Source organism: Ekhidna sp., assembly GCF_040223195.1.
In the GTDB taxonomy this organism is placed as follows: domain Bacteria; phylum Bacteroidota; class Bacteroidia; order Cytophagales; family Cyclobacteriaceae; genus Ekhidna.
Map to the genome: position 1 here is coordinate 80,392 of NZ_JAVKDX010000006.1, position 15,654 is coordinate 96,045.

Annotated in this window: 15 protein-coding genes; 7 read left to right on the forward strand and 8 right to left on the reverse strand. The window is 45.0% G+C overall.

The window, feature by feature from the left end; translation table 11 throughout:
- Positions 1-21: 21 nt before the first annotated feature.
- Positions 22-1,506: a serine hydrolase gene (locus RLN88_RS01740; protein ID WP_350219646.1), complete on the reverse strand. Its 1,485-nt coding sequence runs from the start codon at positions 1,504-1,506 to the stop codon at positions 22-24.
- Between the two features lie 68 nt (positions 1,507-1,574).
- On the reverse strand, positions 1,575-2,324 hold the full coding sequence (locus RLN88_RS01745) for a helix-turn-helix domain-containing protein (RefSeq protein ID WP_350219647.1): 750 nt from the start codon (positions 2,322-2,324) through the stop codon (positions 1,575-1,577).
- Positions 2,325-2,450: 126 nt separating this feature from the next.
- Here RLN88_RS01745 and rlmN point away from each other — a divergent pair, with 126 nt between their 5' ends.
- A complete protein-coding gene (gene rlmN / locus RLN88_RS01750; protein ID WP_350219648.1) occupies positions 2,451-3,491 on the forward strand; it encodes a dual-specificity RNA methyltransferase RlmN in 1,041 nt (346 codons plus the stop codon).
- Position 3,492: 1 nt separating this feature from the next.
- On the opposite strand, the gene RLN88_RS01755 is transcribed toward rlmN, so the two are convergent.
- The 5 genes from RLN88_RS01755 to RLN88_RS01775 all read right to left on the reverse strand — a co-directional run bounded on the left by RLN88_RS01755 (position 3,493) and on the right by RLN88_RS01775 (position 7,849).
- Positions 3,493-3,864, reverse strand: a complete 372-nt coding sequence (locus tag RLN88_RS01755; protein ID WP_350219649.1) for a hypothetical protein — start codon at positions 3,862-3,864, stop codon at positions 3,493-3,495.
- A 36-nt stretch (positions 3,865-3,900) separates the two neighbouring features.
- Positions 3,901-4,809 carry a rhomboid family intramembrane serine protease gene (locus tag RLN88_RS01760; protein ID WP_350219650.1) on the reverse strand — a complete coding sequence of 303 codons (909 nt, stop codon included), beginning with the start codon at positions 4,807-4,809 and terminating at the stop codon, positions 3,901-3,903.
- Positions 4,810-4,812: 3 nt separating this feature from the next.
- Positions 4,813-5,601, reverse strand: a complete 789-nt coding sequence (locus tag RLN88_RS01765) for a rhomboid family intramembrane serine protease (protein ID WP_350219651.1) — start codon at positions 5,599-5,601, stop codon at positions 4,813-4,815.
- 83 nt (positions 5,602-5,684) lie between these two features.
- A complete protein-coding gene (gene mutL / locus RLN88_RS01770) occupies positions 5,685-7,508 on the reverse strand; it encodes a DNA mismatch repair endonuclease MutL (RefSeq protein WP_350219652.1) in 1,824 nt (607 codons plus the stop codon).
- Positions 7,505-7,849, reverse strand: a complete 345-nt coding sequence (locus RLN88_RS01775) for a hypothetical protein (RefSeq protein WP_350219653.1) — start codon at positions 7,847-7,849, stop codon at positions 7,505-7,507. Before RLN88_RS01775 ends, mutL begins: the two co-directional genes overlap by 4 nt.
- Positions 7,850-7,932: 83 nt before the next feature.
- Here RLN88_RS01775 and RLN88_RS01780 point away from each other — a divergent pair, with 83 nt between their 5' ends.
- The 3 genes from RLN88_RS01780 (at position 7,933) to RLN88_RS01790 (ending at position 12,050) form a co-directional block, all read left to right on the forward strand.
- The gene (locus RLN88_RS01780; protein WP_350219654.1) at positions 7,933-10,170 is read left to right on the forward strand and encodes a serine hydrolase domain-containing protein; all 2,238 of its coding nucleotides are present in this window, start codon (positions 7,933-7,935) and stop codon (positions 10,168-10,170) included.
- A 71-nt stretch (positions 10,171-10,241) separates the two neighbouring features.
- Positions 10,242-11,387 carry an N-acetyl-alpha-D-glucosaminyl L-malate synthase BshA gene (gene bshA / locus RLN88_RS01785; RefSeq protein ID WP_350219655.1) on the forward strand — a complete coding sequence of 382 codons (1,146 nt, stop codon included), beginning with the start codon at positions 10,242-10,244 and terminating at the stop codon, positions 11,385-11,387.
- A gap of 48 nt (positions 11,388-11,435) precedes the next feature.
- Entirely contained in the window at positions 11,436-12,050 is a 615-nt protein-coding gene (locus RLN88_RS01790; RefSeq protein WP_350219656.1) for a sterol desaturase family protein, read from the forward strand.
- Between the two features lie 3 nt (positions 12,051-12,053).
- Here the strand turns inward: RLN88_RS01790 and RLN88_RS01795 are convergent, their stop codons facing one another.
- Positions 12,054-12,215, reverse strand: coding sequence for a hypothetical protein (locus RLN88_RS01795; protein WP_350219657.1), 162 nt, complete (start codon positions 12,213-12,215; stop codon positions 12,054-12,056).
- A 104-nt stretch (positions 12,216-12,319) separates the two neighbouring features.
- Between RLN88_RS01795 and RLN88_RS01800 the strand changes: the two genes are divergently transcribed.
- The 3 genes from RLN88_RS01800 to RLN88_RS01810 are packed head-to-tail and all read left to right on the forward strand — an operon-like array spanning position 12,320 to position 15,562.
- A complete protein-coding gene (locus RLN88_RS01800; RefSeq protein WP_350219658.1) occupies positions 12,320-13,417 on the forward strand; it encodes a vWA domain-containing protein in 1,098 nt (365 codons plus the stop codon).
- A complete protein-coding gene (locus tag RLN88_RS01805) occupies positions 13,417-14,922 on the forward strand; it encodes a sigma 54-interacting transcriptional regulator (protein ID WP_350219659.1) in 1,506 nt (501 codons plus the stop codon). The genes RLN88_RS01800 and RLN88_RS01805 overlap by 1 nt, the downstream gene beginning before the upstream one ends.
- Positions 14,912-15,562 (forward strand): AlbA family DNA-binding domain-containing protein, encoded by a 651-nt coding sequence (locus RLN88_RS01810; RefSeq protein WP_350219660.1) that lies wholly within the window; start codon positions 14,912-14,914, stop codon positions 15,560-15,562. The genes RLN88_RS01805 and RLN88_RS01810 overlap by 11 nt, the downstream gene beginning before the upstream one ends.
- Positions 15,563-15,654: the final 92 nt, after the last annotated feature.

A 15,654-nucleotide genomic window follows, 5' to 3' on the forward strand; every position in this document is an offset into this window, starting at 1 on the left:
TTCATAAATAGAATTGAGGGGTTAGTTTACCCGTTCGAATACATCTCCGTCGTAATTCATATTCACTACCTTGTTCTTTTTCACATTGAATGAGCACACATTTCCCGAGCCCGCAAATTCGATCCGAATGGAGTTCTTATCTGTAAATGGTGTTGCCACGGTTTTGAGAGGCCCCATGGTCACATGAAGATCTCCGTTCTTCTCCTCGATTTTCACCGTGCCTAAGTACTTATTTTCATAGGTGCCAGCGTATTCAGATTTAGGTAGTTCGAGTTGCCACTCTCTTGCATTGATCTTTTCATAGTGAGCATTTATACTGGTTTGAACATCCGTTATTCGTTTCTTCAGCGCCTCGATTCTTTCATCGTAATCATTGACATCATCCACATTCCCCAGGTAATAATCATAGATATACGAAGCAATTAAGTTGGAAACATTATCTCCAAATGCAGGCTCATTAGCAAAGACTGCTATGCCTATATTCTTTTCCGGCATGATGGAAATATGAGAGAAAAAACCATTGTATCCGCCAAAATGATAGTTGATTCGCTCTCCTCCAAATTCAGCATTGACCCAGCCAAGTCCATAGCCTCTGTCTTTGAAAATATCACCCTCCCGATCGTATGTTGCGGATGGCTTTAGTACAGCCTCAATTTGTGATTTTGGGATCACCTGCTCACCGTCGAGTTTTCCTCCATTCAGGAAGGCCATCATCCAGTTGGCGGCATCTTTAGGGCTGCACAGCAGGCCACCGGCCGATTGCATCATGGCATCATTTTTCATCAGGTAGGAGCGCTCAGGAGTGTTGCTTCTATAGCCAACATATGGCCAGGCCATGCTCCACTTTTCCCTGTCCGACTTGGAAACATACGCCGAAGTATGCTCCATATTTAGTGGACCAAAAATCTTTTCCTGGAGCAGGTCCTGCCACTTCCAGCCAAACTCAGCTTCCAGGAGTAGGGCAAAGAGATTGTAGCCGAGGTTGCTGTATTCATACTCACCCACTTTTCCTTTTTCCGTTTTTTCTTCGAGTAGCATTGTCAGGATTTCCTTAGACTTATCGCCAGTGTATGCTTCTCTGAAAACGATGTAGCCATTTTCCAATCCGCTGGTATGATTCAGCAAATGCCGGATGGTCAACTCCTCAAAAAGCTCCCGGTTCTTCACTTTGCTGAATGGTTTGTAGGTCGTTAATGGTGCATCCAAATTAATCACTCCCTCATCTGCAAGCATCTGGCCAAGCAATCCGGTAAATGATTTTGTGATGGAAGCAATGTAATAGGCTGTTTCCGGTGTTGCCTTCAATCCCATCTCAGGATCCGCATCCCCGTATGCGCTGAGGTAGGCCACTTTTCCATCCTTCACCACGGCAATCCCAATACTGGGAACCATGGGTGCAGCTTCCATGGCTTTTTCGATAAAATCATCAAACAGTTTTTTCTCCTGCGCAGAAATAGGCTTGATGAAGAAAGCAGCCAGCACAAAGAGTGTTAAGATTCTTTTCATAGTCTTTATTTTAAGTTTATGGCCAAAGGAAAGGCCTATCAGCAGGAAAAAATTGAACGAATGAAACCTCAGGCAATTATTTTTTTAAAACCTTTTGGGGTGGTGCCTACTTCCTGCTTAAAGTTTCGGATAAAGTGGCTCTGATCGGCAAATCCGTTTCCAACTGCGATCTGACTAAGAGATTGTTTTTTTTCAAAAATGGAAGCGATGGAGTTTCTGATGCGTAGACTTTTGATATAGTCTTTGATACTTAACCCGTAGTACTTCCTGAAAACACGAGCCAGATACACCGGATGTATCCCGTATTTGTCGGCCAGCTCAGAAGTCTGGATGTTTTGAGTGAAGTTCAAATCCAGATAGGATTTGATATGATAAATCCATTCGGGAATTTCATCGGAGGCATTTTTTGATGTACCCAGGTGTGCCAAAAAGGAATTGATGATTTGCTTGCGTTCCTTCAAGCTTTCTGTATTAAAATATGGTTGAAAAGTATTCCAGTTGATCCCGTACATCCCCGTCCATTCTTTCAGCACATCTCTGGCTTTTGTATCGATGATGGATTCATCCTTCAGGTAAATGCAGAGTATTGAGCAATCGTCATCGTAATGATCACTATGAAGGACATGAGCAGGTTTAATAAGTGTCTTGGCCCGACATACTTCTCTTGAATCACCGTCTATTAGTTCCTGAAATCCACCTTTCAGGATCAGGCTGATAGCAGAAAACTCATGTGTATGTGGTGGCATGTGGAGCCCTTTCTCATAGTGTGTCTGGGTTACACGGATCAGTTCGTCATCTTTGATGATTTGCTTCTTCAATGGTAGTGGCTATTTGTACTATAGATGAATTTTAGAATAAATAGTTGTACCCCCAACCCTTAAAAGATGTTAATATCAAAAAGCACTTGTTTGATAAGCTCCTGAAAATCAATCTACCTTTGCAGCATGAAGGACATCAGGAAAGAGTCGTTGGATGGGTTAATTGCCTGGTTTGAAAGCCAGGGGGAAAAGAAATTTCGGGCGAAACAGGTATGGGAATGGCTCTGGGTGAAATCCGCCAAGTCTTTCGATGAGATGTCCAACCTCTCCAAAGCACTGCGGGATAAACTCAAAGATGAATTTGTCATCAATCACATCACCATCGACAATTCGCAGCTGTCCAATGATGGCACGATCAAGTCCGCATTCAGACTGCACGACAAGCACTTGATTGAAGGGGTTTTGATTCCGGCTGATGACCGGATGACCGCCTGTGTTTCTTCCCAGGTAGGCTGCTCGCTGAGCTGCAAGTTTTGTGCTACCGGGTATATGAAACGCGAACGAAATCTGGATGCCGGAGAAATTTATGATCAGGTGGTGGCGATTCGGGATCAGGCGGAGGAGCATTACCAAAAGCCACTTTCAAATATTGTCTTTATGGGGATGGGCGAACCATTGCTCAACTATAAAGGCATGATGGAAGGAATCGACCGGATCACGGCAGAGGACGGGCTGAACATGTCTCCCAAACGCATCACCGTCTCTACCGCTGGTATTGAAAAAATGATCCGGAAGCTGGGAGACGATGAAGTGAAATTCAACCTGGCACTTTCACTGCATGCGGCTGATGATAAAAAGCGCGACACGATCATGCCGATCAATGAGACGAATACCCTGGAGGCCCTGCTTCAGTCGCTCAATTATTTCTATGACAAAACCGGCAACCGCATCACGTTTGAGTACATCCTGTTTTATGACTTCAACGACTCCATTGAGGATGCAGAAAAGCTGTTGAAGTATGCGCGCAAAGTGCCGGGTGTCCGAATCAATATCATCGAGTACAACCCTATTTCCGAAGCGTCATTCACCAAGGCTGATCCTGAAACCATTGATCGCTTTGCAAATCATTTGATCAAAGGAGGCATTCACACCAGTGTGCGCAGAAGTAGAGGAAAAGACATTGATGCGGCTTGTGGGCAGCTGGCCAATAAGAGCAAAGTGGCTTAGGTTAATCCGTAATCACAGCACATTCTCCAGAAATGCAATCCATGCTTGGAGGGGTCTCAAGAGCACAATCTGAGCCAATACCTGTTTGTTCGTTGTATTGGGAGTTTAGCTCATTGTATTCCTCTATCAGGTCGTCCAGCTTTTGCTGATCCGTGGCACTTGAGTGAACAATGAATTTTGTAGGCCCACCGCAAGGCTTCACGCCAATAGGGCTTGCGATACATGCATCGGAGGACTCACACGATGTAATGATCAGCTCTTCAATCTCATCATAAATGCCATTCATCTGGCTTAGCAAATCATCTGAAGTAGGAGTGTCTTCCTTACAGCTCAACACGAATAGGAGCGGAAGGATCAATAAATACCGGCTCATAGTTTTTTATTTATCAAGGCAATAGCAAAATCTGTGCTACTTCTTGCTTGCATTGAAAAGCTTTTGCTTTTCATCTTTGGTGAGGCTTTCGTATCCTTTCTCCGAAATCTTATCCAGAATTGCGTCGATTTCAGCTTGAGGAGTCTTGTCCCCACCGGATGATTGGGAAGCTGTCTCTTGACTTGGCCTTCTATTGCCGGACCGGTGGGTCACTTTGATTTTTGGCTGAGGCTTAAACATACTTTTCACAAAGTGAATGAATGAGATCACCCAGCTACCCAGGTCGGTTCCTTTGTTGAGCTGTGAGATGTACACCCAGCCGACTAGCGCTCCGCCCATGTGAGCGATCTCGCCTCCTGCATTTGATCCGGTAGTCCCGATGAACGACATGAACACATAGAAAATTGCAATGTACTTGATCTTGACCGGGCCGATGAAAAGCAAGAAAAACGTATAGTTGGGCATGAATACGGCTGCTCCTACCACAATCGCATAAACCCCGGCAGAGGCTCCCAGCATCATCGATTCGGTTACACGATCCGCATAGAACGGGAGGAAATTGTATATGAAAATATAAAGCAGTCCGCCGGCCAGTCCTCCCAGCACATAGAGCGCGATCACTCGCTTACTATTCAAAAACTCCTGAATGATTCGCCCGAACCAAAAGAGGAACAACATATTAAAAAGGACATGAAAGAAATCATAATGGGTGAAAAAATAGGTAACCAGGCTCCATGGCTGCAGGAGCAGTGCGCCTACATCCGCTGGCAACTGCAGCTTTCTGAAAATCCAAAAGAAGGTATCCGTTGCACCGCTTAGGTCAAAGAACACCTTGAACACACGAGCGGCCACAAACACAATCGCGTTGATCAAAATGATCTGGACCACCGCATTGTTTGGCTTGCTCCAGGCGTTCGAAAATTCTTCCTTTATTCCTCCGTTCATCGTCTAGTAAAATCTTCGGGTGTCGTTTTTCCAGAATTTCAACAAAATAAATGCAATCAGCATTCCACTCAGGTGGGCTAGATGTGCCACATTGTCTCCCGGCATTCGGTTAAACTCTGCATAAAGCTCATACATGGCATAGAAAAACACCAGATACTTGGCCTTAATAGGGATAGGAGGAAAGAGCAGAAACAGTTCCGTATTGGGAAACAGAAAGGCAAAGGCAAACAAGATTCCAAATACAGCACCGGACGCCCCAACCATATTTCCATTGGTGATTACACCTTGATATATGCTTTTAACAGCAGCTACAGTCTCAGATTCATAAGCCGGATTTTCGTAATAAAGGTCAAGTAATTCTCCACCTCGAGCGACATTGATAAAGGATTTATTCTTGATAATAAATTTCTCAAATGCTTCCGGACTGGGGTTTTCCATGTATGCCTCTGCCGCATTTTTTAATGGCAGCTTTTCCACCGCATCAGCCACGCCATAGAGTACTCCGGCACCAATGCCGCATACCAGATAAAAGATCAGGAATCGCTTGGATCCCCACACCATTTCCAGCATGGGGCCAAAAACCAGCACTGCGATCATGTTTCCAAACAAGTGCCACATGCCGCCATGCAGCCACATGTAGGTGAGAAACTGGTAAGGGGCAAACTCTGCTGAATAGACCACCCTCAAACCAAACCAGTCATTGATTGGGAGCCTCAAAAGCGAGGAAAGCAGCAGGATTGCCACATTGATGATCAGGATATTTTTTGCTACGGGGGTGAGTCTTCTAAACACGTTATTTATCTCTTAGTTTTAATATTTTTTGGTTTCAAAGTTGAAGCAAATCATACAACTTTTGAGCTTCTTACCTCCAACTTCTAGCTTTTCCTAAACCATTCATTTATTTGCTCTAAGCTAACCAAAACATACGTAGGATTGCCATCCGGGGTATAATTTGGCTGCTCACAGGCAAAGAGCCGATCCATCAGGTGATCCATCTCTTCTTCCTTGAGCTTGTTGCATCTGCTTCCGGCTGTCCTCTTAGCCAGGGCTCGTGCCAGGCTTTCATTCCTGGGCAGGTTCAGCTTTTCAGCGTTGAATTTGTATTGCTCTATGAGACCTTCAAACACCTCCTTTTCGTTGCAGGGTGCCAGCTCAGCAGGGATGCCCTGGATCATCACCATGCTCTCGCCCATCTGTTCAAACTCAAACCCCAACTGGTTGATCTCCTCCTTTAGTTCCATCGTAAGCGCAAAATCCGAGGGGTTAAGCGCAACCTGCTGTGGAAACATGCACGACTGAGAAGTGCCCGATCCGGACTTCATGGAGCGCTGATACTGCTCAAAAAGGATTCGCTCCAGCGCCGAAACTTTGTCCAACACCACCATCCCGCTCTTCACTTGCCTCAGCAAATAACGTCCATGGAGGTGATAAGTTGGCTTTTTTTCCTCCTGCTCCACCGGCTGGTTCATGGAGCTGGTGAAGGTGGTCTGTACCACCCGCTCTTTCTCAGCCTCTTCAATGGTGGCGATCTCCTCCTGAGAAGCTGAAGCATACAGTTCATTCAGCTTGTCCAGCCGCTCCTGGTTGCTCTCCAGCGACCGGAATGAGCTGTAGTCCCGGTCTTTCTTTGAGGTTGCTGACTGATTTTCCCGCTGGAAGTTGAGATGCTCAAAACTGACATCCGAAGAGAAATCTAAAGAGGGAGTGACATTGAAGGAAGCCAACGCCTGACGCACAGCAGAGTTGATCACTCCATAAAGCATCCGGTCATCATCAAATTTTACTTCGGTCTTGGTGGGATGCACATTGATATCCACATGCACCGGATCAATCTCGATGAAGAGTACATAAAAAGGAAAGTAGTCTTCTTTTAGAAGCCCTTCATACGCACGGGTCACAGCGTGGTTGAGGTAGCTGTTTTTGATAAACCGATTGTTGATAAAAAAGAATTGCTCACCTCGGGTTTTCTTGGCGTTTTCCGGTTTACCAACATACCCTGTGACCTTTACCAAATCCGTTTCTTCGCTGCATGGCACCAGCTGCTGCTGATAGATTTTTCCAAAAAGCTGGACAATTCGCTTGCTCAGCTTCCCGGCATCCAGCTTGTATGTTTCCAGATCATTTTGCACCATACTGAATGCAATTTCCGGATTAGAAAGCGCTACCCGTTGAAATTCATCATTGATGTGACGAAGTTCAACAGGGTTTGATTTTAGGAAATTTCTTCTAGCCGGCACATTGTAGAAAAGATTCTTTACACAAATGGACGTGCCTTGGTTGTAAGCAATTGGCTCCTGGCTTTTTACCTCAGAAGACTCGATGATAAGCTGGGTGCCAAGTTCATCTTCTGCCTGACGTGTTTTCAGTTCCACCTGCGCCACCGCAGCAATAGAAGCCATCGCCTCGCCTCGAAATCCCAAGGTTCTAATCTTAAAAAGATCTTCTGAGGTCCGGATCTTGGAAGTAGCATGCCGCTCAAAACTCATACGTGCATCCGTTCCACTCATCCCGCATCCATTGTCCACTACCTGGATGAGTGATTTCCCTGCATCTTTCACAATTAGCTTAATAGATGTAGCGCCGGCATCCACGCTGTTTTCCAGCATCTCCTTCACCACTGATGCAGGGCGTTGTACTACCTCACCAGCAGCAATCTGGTTGGCAATGCTATCGGGCAATAAGTGAATAATGTCACTCATTTGCGTCTCCTGAAAGATTTGAGTCTGTAAATCAGGTAAATCGGTACCAGCAGCCAGAGGAGGTAATAAAATACATCATTACCAAACTGGAGCCATCCTAGCACCATTGCGCCAAGCAGTGCAGCAATCCCCAGCTGTATCATGGAAGTGGCAGGTGCTGATTGCGTTTTTCTTTTGAAAGAGATTTTAGAAGAATGGTATTCATTCGGTTCGCTCCCATCCATCCTTTCTTTGATTCGTTCAGTTCGCTCCCTGATCTCCTCCTTCACGGGATCGTAATACCTTGGCTGTATTCGAAACTGCTGATGCTTTGGTAGACGAAAAAGAGAAGGAAATCGCATTGGGTATAATAATTGTCGAATGTTGTGTTATAGAACACGACATGAATGAAAAATTGTTCAAATTTAATGTCATAATAGCGTTTATGAGAGGTTATCTCCAAATAGTATTCATTCTCATATGCATCTCCGGTTATGCACTCGATACAGAACCCAACGAGGAGGTCTGGATCGACGGTAGCTCCTTTTATAAGGCAATCAAACACAGGAAAAACTCCACACTCTACTTCAGGGAGTGGGCTCCTTACGCCCGCCAATTCCTTGAAGACGAAGATTATTTTGTTGCTATCCAGTTGGATAAGGCATTTGATCCACTACCGGACGATAACATTGACCTTCCCAATCTCACCACTCTGGCAGCAATCGGGGAGCCTCAGCTAAGACAGGATTATTATGGTTTCCTGGAAAGTTTTGGTCGCACGTATGGCATCAATCACATGGTATTGCCGGACACTATCAGTCTCTCACTGTTTGAGAAAGAGGTAATTCGGGAGGCCAACAAGCACTCACCTTTTTACTTTTTGCACAAATCTTCGCTTTCTTATTCTTTGCCTGATACCAGGCGCGAATTTGAGAGTGAGGCAGACGCTACTCCAACCATCTGGGTGACAGCTCAGGATGAGAGTACAAAGAAACTGAGCAAGTGGAGCGACAAACTGGACGATGATGAACGGCTATCTTTTTATACCAGGTTAAGAGCAGCAAAGTTGGTGGAGTTTATACCTGCTTTCGAACTCCCCCCTTCGTTGACCAATTCCATTTTCACAGCCAGCACAATTGCCATTGACCCCCATGAAAGATTCCCCTTGCAGGATCACCGGATTTCCTACATCGGGACGGATCAGCCGCTAAAGAGAAGGCTAAGCCAGTATACCACGGTCCTCGGTTATCGGGTTTCAGGAGTGCCGTGTATTGTGGATTTGAGGAATGAAAAGGAGAAGGTCATGGAAGGTGACATTGTGATTGGATACGAGCCGCAAAATTCAGATGTCACCACACTGCTATTGCCCAAGTTAGAGATAGCTGATCAAGATGTATTGGTCGGAAAAATGCTTTTTGGGGCTAATGGCATCAAGGGGAGAAGCTCTCTGAAAGGGGCACGACAGATCAGAAATTACGGATATCTCGGATACGCAGGTCCAGAGTGGTCAGGTCTTGATTCGTATCACCTTCAATGGATCGATTCACTGGCTAATGATGCAATTAAGAAATTTGCAACCCCGGGAATGCAGGTGGCAGTGGTGAAAAACGGATCAGTGGTGCTGGAAAAGGAATACGGACATTTCACCTACGATAGCCTGCAGCCAGTTTCAAAAAAAACCATTTATGATATTGCTTCCGTCACAAAAGTAGTGGCCACCCTTCCTGCGATTGCACTCTTAGTGGATCAGGAAAAAATCCATCTTGACGATTCCCTCAGCAGCTATTTGAAAGAATTTAGCAAATCCAATAAATCCCAGGTGACCATTAGGCAGCTACTTGCGCATAATGCTGGCTTGCTTTCCTACGTGCCATTCTGGAGTATGATGATGGATGGCGATCGGCTGGATGCCTTTTACTACAAAACTCCTGAGGATGAGGCGAAGGACATCCGAACCTATGGATTGGAGCCAGATCCGATTATGCTCGATTCACTGAAAAGCTTCATCGTTCGTTCCAAGCTGATTAAAAATCCTTCGGAATATAATTATAGCGATCTGGGCTTCATGATCCTGCACCTTCTGGTGGAGAGGGTTTCTGGTGTGCCGTTTGATCAGTTTGTGATTGAGAATTTCTACCAGCCGATGGGTTTGAAACACACTGCATTTAACCCTATTCGAAACGGTATTTCACCTCGTGATATTGCTCCGACAGAATACGATCAGCGGTACAGAAACTACCAGGTATGGGGAGAGGTGCACGATCGCAATGCCCTGGTTTTTGGAGGAGTGGCAGGTCATGCCGGTTTATTTTCCACCGCACTGGATATGGCCAAAATGATGTCCATGTTCCTAAATGATGGATATTATGGAGGCAGACAATACATATCAAAAGAGACACTTGATCAGTTCAATTTCCGGTACTTCGAAAACAATCGCCGTGGACTTGCGTGGGACAAAAAGGACGGCAAGAAAGACTCGGCCTCCAGGCTGGCAAGTGATCAAAGCTTTGGCCATACAGGATTTACTGGTACGATGGTCTGGGCCGACCCGGAAGAAGACCTTATCTATGTCTTTCTTTCCAACCGAATCTATCCTGATGCGAACAATTGGAAGCTTGGCGAACTCAACACCCGGACGACCATTCATGATGTGATTTACCAATCCATTCGAAGCGTCAATTGATGAAATCTCAACCAATGAAACTTATTCGTGAAAGTGGTGGTTAAACACCCTTGAAGAAATTGATCAAATAGATGAAGGTAGGAATTGTATGTTATCCCACGTATGGGGGCAGTGGTGTGGTAGCCACAGAGCTCGGAAAGGCATTGGCCAAGGAGGGCCATGAAATCCACTTCATCACCTACTCCCAGCCCACCCGTCTCGATTTCTTCAACCCCAACCTTTACTATCACGAAGTAAGTGTAAAATCTTACCCGTTATTTCAATATGCACCGTATGAGCTGGCACTGGCCAGCAAAATGGTAGATGTGGTACTCAATGAGAAGCTGGATCTACTGCACGTACACTATGCAGTGCCTCATGCTTCAGCGGCCTATATGGCTCAGCAGATTTTGAAGACCAAAGGATATGAAATTCCATTCATCACCACACTGCACGGCACAGACATCACAATTGTGGGAAAGGATGCCACAAACGAACCAGTGGTCACTTTTTCTATCAACCAGTCGGATGGGGTGACGGCAGTTTCAGAAGACCTGAAGAAGGATACGCTGGAGCATTTTGACATTAGCGTCCCGATTGAGGTAATACCCAACTTCATTGACCTGGATCGATTTAAGAAGCAGCCCAAGGAACATTTCAAAAAGGCCATTTGTCCAAACGATGAGAAGCTTGTGGTACATACCTCCAATTTCCGAAAAGTGAAGCGGGTCGATGATGTTTTGAAGGTTTTTTGCGAACTCAGAAAAGTAGTTCCGTCTAAACTTTTGTTGATTGGTGACGGCCCTGAGCGCAAAAGGATGGAAGATATGGCGAGGGAGATTTGCACAGAGGACATCCGGTTTTTAGGTAAACTGGAAGCCGTGGAGGAAGTGCTTTCTGTAAGCGATCTTTTCCTTATGACTTCCGAAAAAGAAAGTTTTGGTTTGGCTGCCCTGGAGGCAATGGCCTGCGAAGTACCAGTGGTATCTTCTAATGCCGGTGGTCTTCCTGAACTAAACCTCGAGGGAAAGTCTGGCTATGTGTGTGAAGTTGGGGATATTGATGCGATGGTGAAACGCGCAATCCACATTTTAGACAATGAAAATCTGGAGTCTTTCAAGCAAGGCGCACTAGCCCGTGCCAAAGAATTTGACATCAAAAATATTTTACCAAAATACGAGACGTTTTATCAGTCTGTTTTAGAAAAACATCAAAAGTCTTTATCAGAGAGTTTATAAAAATTTAGGGTTGTTTTTCCCTAATTTTGCCCTCAAGAAAACTAAGCAATGGAATTAAAGAATAAGCCACACGCAAAAGGAACGAAAGCACTTTTCAGGAACAAGTTCATGGAAAGGCTTACACGAACTCATATTGCGATTCCGCTTGTTGTGTTTACGATTATTTCTACCGGTTTGATGATCTATGGATTCGATAAATCCTACCTGACTACTTTAACAGCGATAGGCTTGTTTTTTGCCGGACTGTTGTCTTTCACTTTAGTGGAATACATCATGCATAGATTTCTTTTTCACCTCCCACCCACTACTGAGAAGGCTGAGAAATTCGCCTATACAGTACATGGGGTACATCACGACTATCCCAAGGATAAGGACCGATTGGCTATGCCCATCCCATTGAGCATCACTTTGGCTACAGGATTTTTCTTCTTCTTCAAGCTATTCATGGGTAACCTGGTGTTTGCATTCCTACCTGGATTCCTGATCGGATACGCAGCATATCTTTGGGTTCATTACATGGTGCATGCATTCCAGCCACCTAAAAACTTTTGGAAGATTCTTTGGGTGCATCACGGTATCCACCATTATAAGGAGCCAGAGAGTGCATTTGGCGTATCATCCCCACTCTGGGATGTGGTGTTTCGTACCATGCCAAGAAAGTAGGATTTAGCTTTTTTTACCCTTTTCTTCTTTGGCCTTTTTGGCAGCTTCCTTTTGTTTCCGCTTTTCGGGAGAAGCCGGCTCCAACGTAGCTTTGAATAAGAAATCCCTTGTTCCCCAAAACAAATTGGTGATCAATGATGCGAGTATGGGTCTTCTACCAGGCATTAATCTGATGATTATTGTCTGTTAATTTAACTCAAAAAATTCTCATTTCATTATTCTGCCAAGATTGGAAATCATTCTTTGAGGTTTTTGGTTAAGTTAATGCTATGATCGGATACCGATTTACTGAATTCATTCCTGAGAAAAATAAGGAGCAAAGCACGTTTGATAACCTGCTCAATATTTTTCTTCAGCTACTTGTAATCACCTCGGGAGATGTGAATGAGGCCCTGAGCTGGCTGACTAACCTGGATCGGGAGCATGGGATTTCCAATGCAGAATATGGCATTGGAAATTTTATCGACGATCTCAGGGCAAAGGGCTACATCGACGATAAAAACGAAAAGGGGGAGTTTAGAATTACGGCAAAGAGTGAGCAGGAAATCCGAAAAAGTGCGCTTGAGGAAATTTTCGGTAAGCTGAAAAAATCAGGAAAGGGAAGCCATAGAACAAATTATACTGGTGCCGGTGATGAAATCACTTCGGACTATCGGGAGTTCCAGTTTGGGGATTCTATCGAGCAGATAGAGATGACAGAGAGTCTCAGAAATGCCCAGATCAACCACGGGTTGAATGACTTGATGCTCACTGAAAATGATCTGGAGATTCGCGAGCAGGAGTACAAGACGCAGACCTCCACAGTGCTCATGATCGACATCAGTCACTCTATGATTCTTTATGGCGAAGACCGGATCACTCCGGCCAAGAAAGTGGCTATGGCACTGGCAGAGCTGATTCGGCGAAAATATCCTAAGGATACCCTTGATGTGATTGTGTTTGGCAATGACGCCTGGCAAATAGAAGTCAAAGATTTACCATATCTCAATGTAGGTCCCTACCACACGAATACGGTAGCAGGACTGGAGTTGGCAATGGACCTGCTGAGGAGACGCAAGAATAAGAACAAGCAGATATTCATGATCACCGATGGCAAACCCACCTGCCTAAAAGAAGGGATCAAATACTACAAAAACAGCTTTGGGCTTGATCCGAAGATTTTAAATAAAACCATGAACCTGGCTGCACAATGCCGCCGGATCAACATTCCTATCACCACATTTATGATTGCCTCTGATCCGTACTTACAGCAATTTGTGCGGGAGTTTACGGAGGTAAATAATGGCAATGCCTACTACAGCAGTTTACAGGGCTTGGGCAACCTCATTTTTGAAGATTATCGAAGAAATAGAAGAAAGAACTTTTGATGCACTACCAGAAATTAAGCACCGAAGAAAAGCGGAAGATCCGCACGCTCGGCGAATTGAAAAAGTCCGGGTATAGCCCTCAATCCATCAAGGAGGAATTGAGAGCCAATTTGATTCAGGCCAAAAAGGAAGGAAGAAATATTTTCGAGGGGATTTGGGGATATGAAGACACGGTGATACCGGATGTGGAGCGTGCCATCCTCTCCCGGCATAACATTAATTTTCTGGGTCTCAGAGGTCAGGCCAAGACCCGTATGGCCCGCATGATGACATTGCTTTTGGATGAGTACATTCCGGTAATAGAGGGTGCTCCCCTCAATGACGACCCACTTCATCCGATCTCCAAATTTGCCAGGGAAAAAGTGGCCGAGCTTGGGGATGATGTGCCGGTTGGCTGGATGCACCGGGATGAGCGGTACACCGAGAAGCTGGCCACCCCGGATGTGACTATCGCCGACCTCATCGGGGATGTAGACCCCATTAAAGCAGCGAGCCTGAAACTACCCTATTCAGACGAACGAGTGATCCATTTTGGACTGGTGCCACGATCCCACCGGGGCATTTTCGTCATCAACGAACTGCCCGACCTTCAAGCGAGAATTCAAGTGGCCCTGTTTAATATTCTACAGGAAGGAGACATCCAGATTCGCGGTTTTAAATTGAGGATGCCATTGGACGTGCAGTTTGTTTTTACGGCTAACCCAGAGGATTATACAAATAGAGGGTCTATTGTGACACCACTTAAAGACAGGATTGATAGCCAGATTATCACGCATTACCCATCTTCGATTGAAATTGGGAAAAAGATCACTAAGCAGGAGGCAAGAATAGCTAAAGAACAAGAAGAAGGAGTCGAGATTTATGACTTGGCGAAAGACCTCATCGAGCAGATTGCTATTGAAGCTCGAGATAGTGAGTATGTAGATGCGAAGAGTGGGGTCTCTGCCAGACTAACTATTTCAGCTTATGAAAATCTGGTAAGTGCCTGTGAGCGGAGAATGCTTATAAGTGGTGACAATAAAACCAGTGTTCGGGTTACCGATTTCATCGGAGTGATTCCATCTATCACCGGAAAAGTAGAGCTGGTGTATGAGGGTGAGCAAGAGGGCCCGGGAATTGTAGCCAATAATCTGGTAGGGAAGGCCATTCGGTCTCAGTTTATCAATTATTTTCCTGATCCTGAAAAGGAGCGAAAGAAAGAAAAAGGCAATCCATATGAGCCGATTAAAGACTGGTTTGAAAAGGGAAACATGGTGGATCTCACCTTCGATGCAGACGAGAGAGAATACCGGAAGGAGTTGAAAAATATTCCGGGCTTGGAGGACTTGGTAAGCAAGTATCAGAAGACTTCCCACGAAGGATTTAAGTACTTTTTGATGGAGTTTGCGCTATTTGGATTGGCAGAATATAGCCTGCTGAGCAGGCATCAGTTGCAGCAAGGCATGCAGTTTAAAGATTTATTCACAAGTATGTTTTCCATGCCGGAAATGGGGGATGATGAATGAGCAGGTCAAAGAGATACTTAAATTAATTCGTGGTGGAGAAGGCCAGATAGTAGAATTCAAAAAGAAGGCCAACCACCCGGAAAAAATTATTCGGGAGGTAGTGGCATTTGCCAATACGCTCGGAGGACATCTTTTCATAGGTGTAAATGATGATGGCTCACTCGCCGGCCTAAAATACCCCGAAGATGAAGAGTACGTGCTGACCAAAGCCATCCGGGAGTTGTGTCGTCCGGCTATTGATTTTAAGGTCGAGTTTATTCAGGTAAAAGAAGATATTGAGATTCTCCACTACCATATTTTGGAAAGCAAAAACAAACCCCATTTCGCATTTCTGGACAAGCGCCACAGGTACGGAAAAGCGTTTGTACGGTCAGCCGATCACTCCATCCAGGCCAGCTATGAAGTAAGGCAAATTTTGAAGCGAACCAATACCAACTATAGCCCAATTGAGTTTGAAGAAAAGACCCGAGAGCTCTTTAAATATTTCGAAAGCCAACCAGGAATTACCCTTGAGGAATATGCACAGCTGAGCGGTCTGAATAAAAAGCTAGCTTCTAACAAGTTAATTCATTTGGCTTTATCCGGTGCTTTAAAAATTGAGCCTAAGGAGGGCGGTGATATCTTTATGCCAGTGGAATAATTTTCGTCAAATTCCTTCCTATTCACTTCTTTTTTTCAGGCGAAACTCCAATATTACAGTCAATCCTTTTTGGAACTGTAAACCACACATCG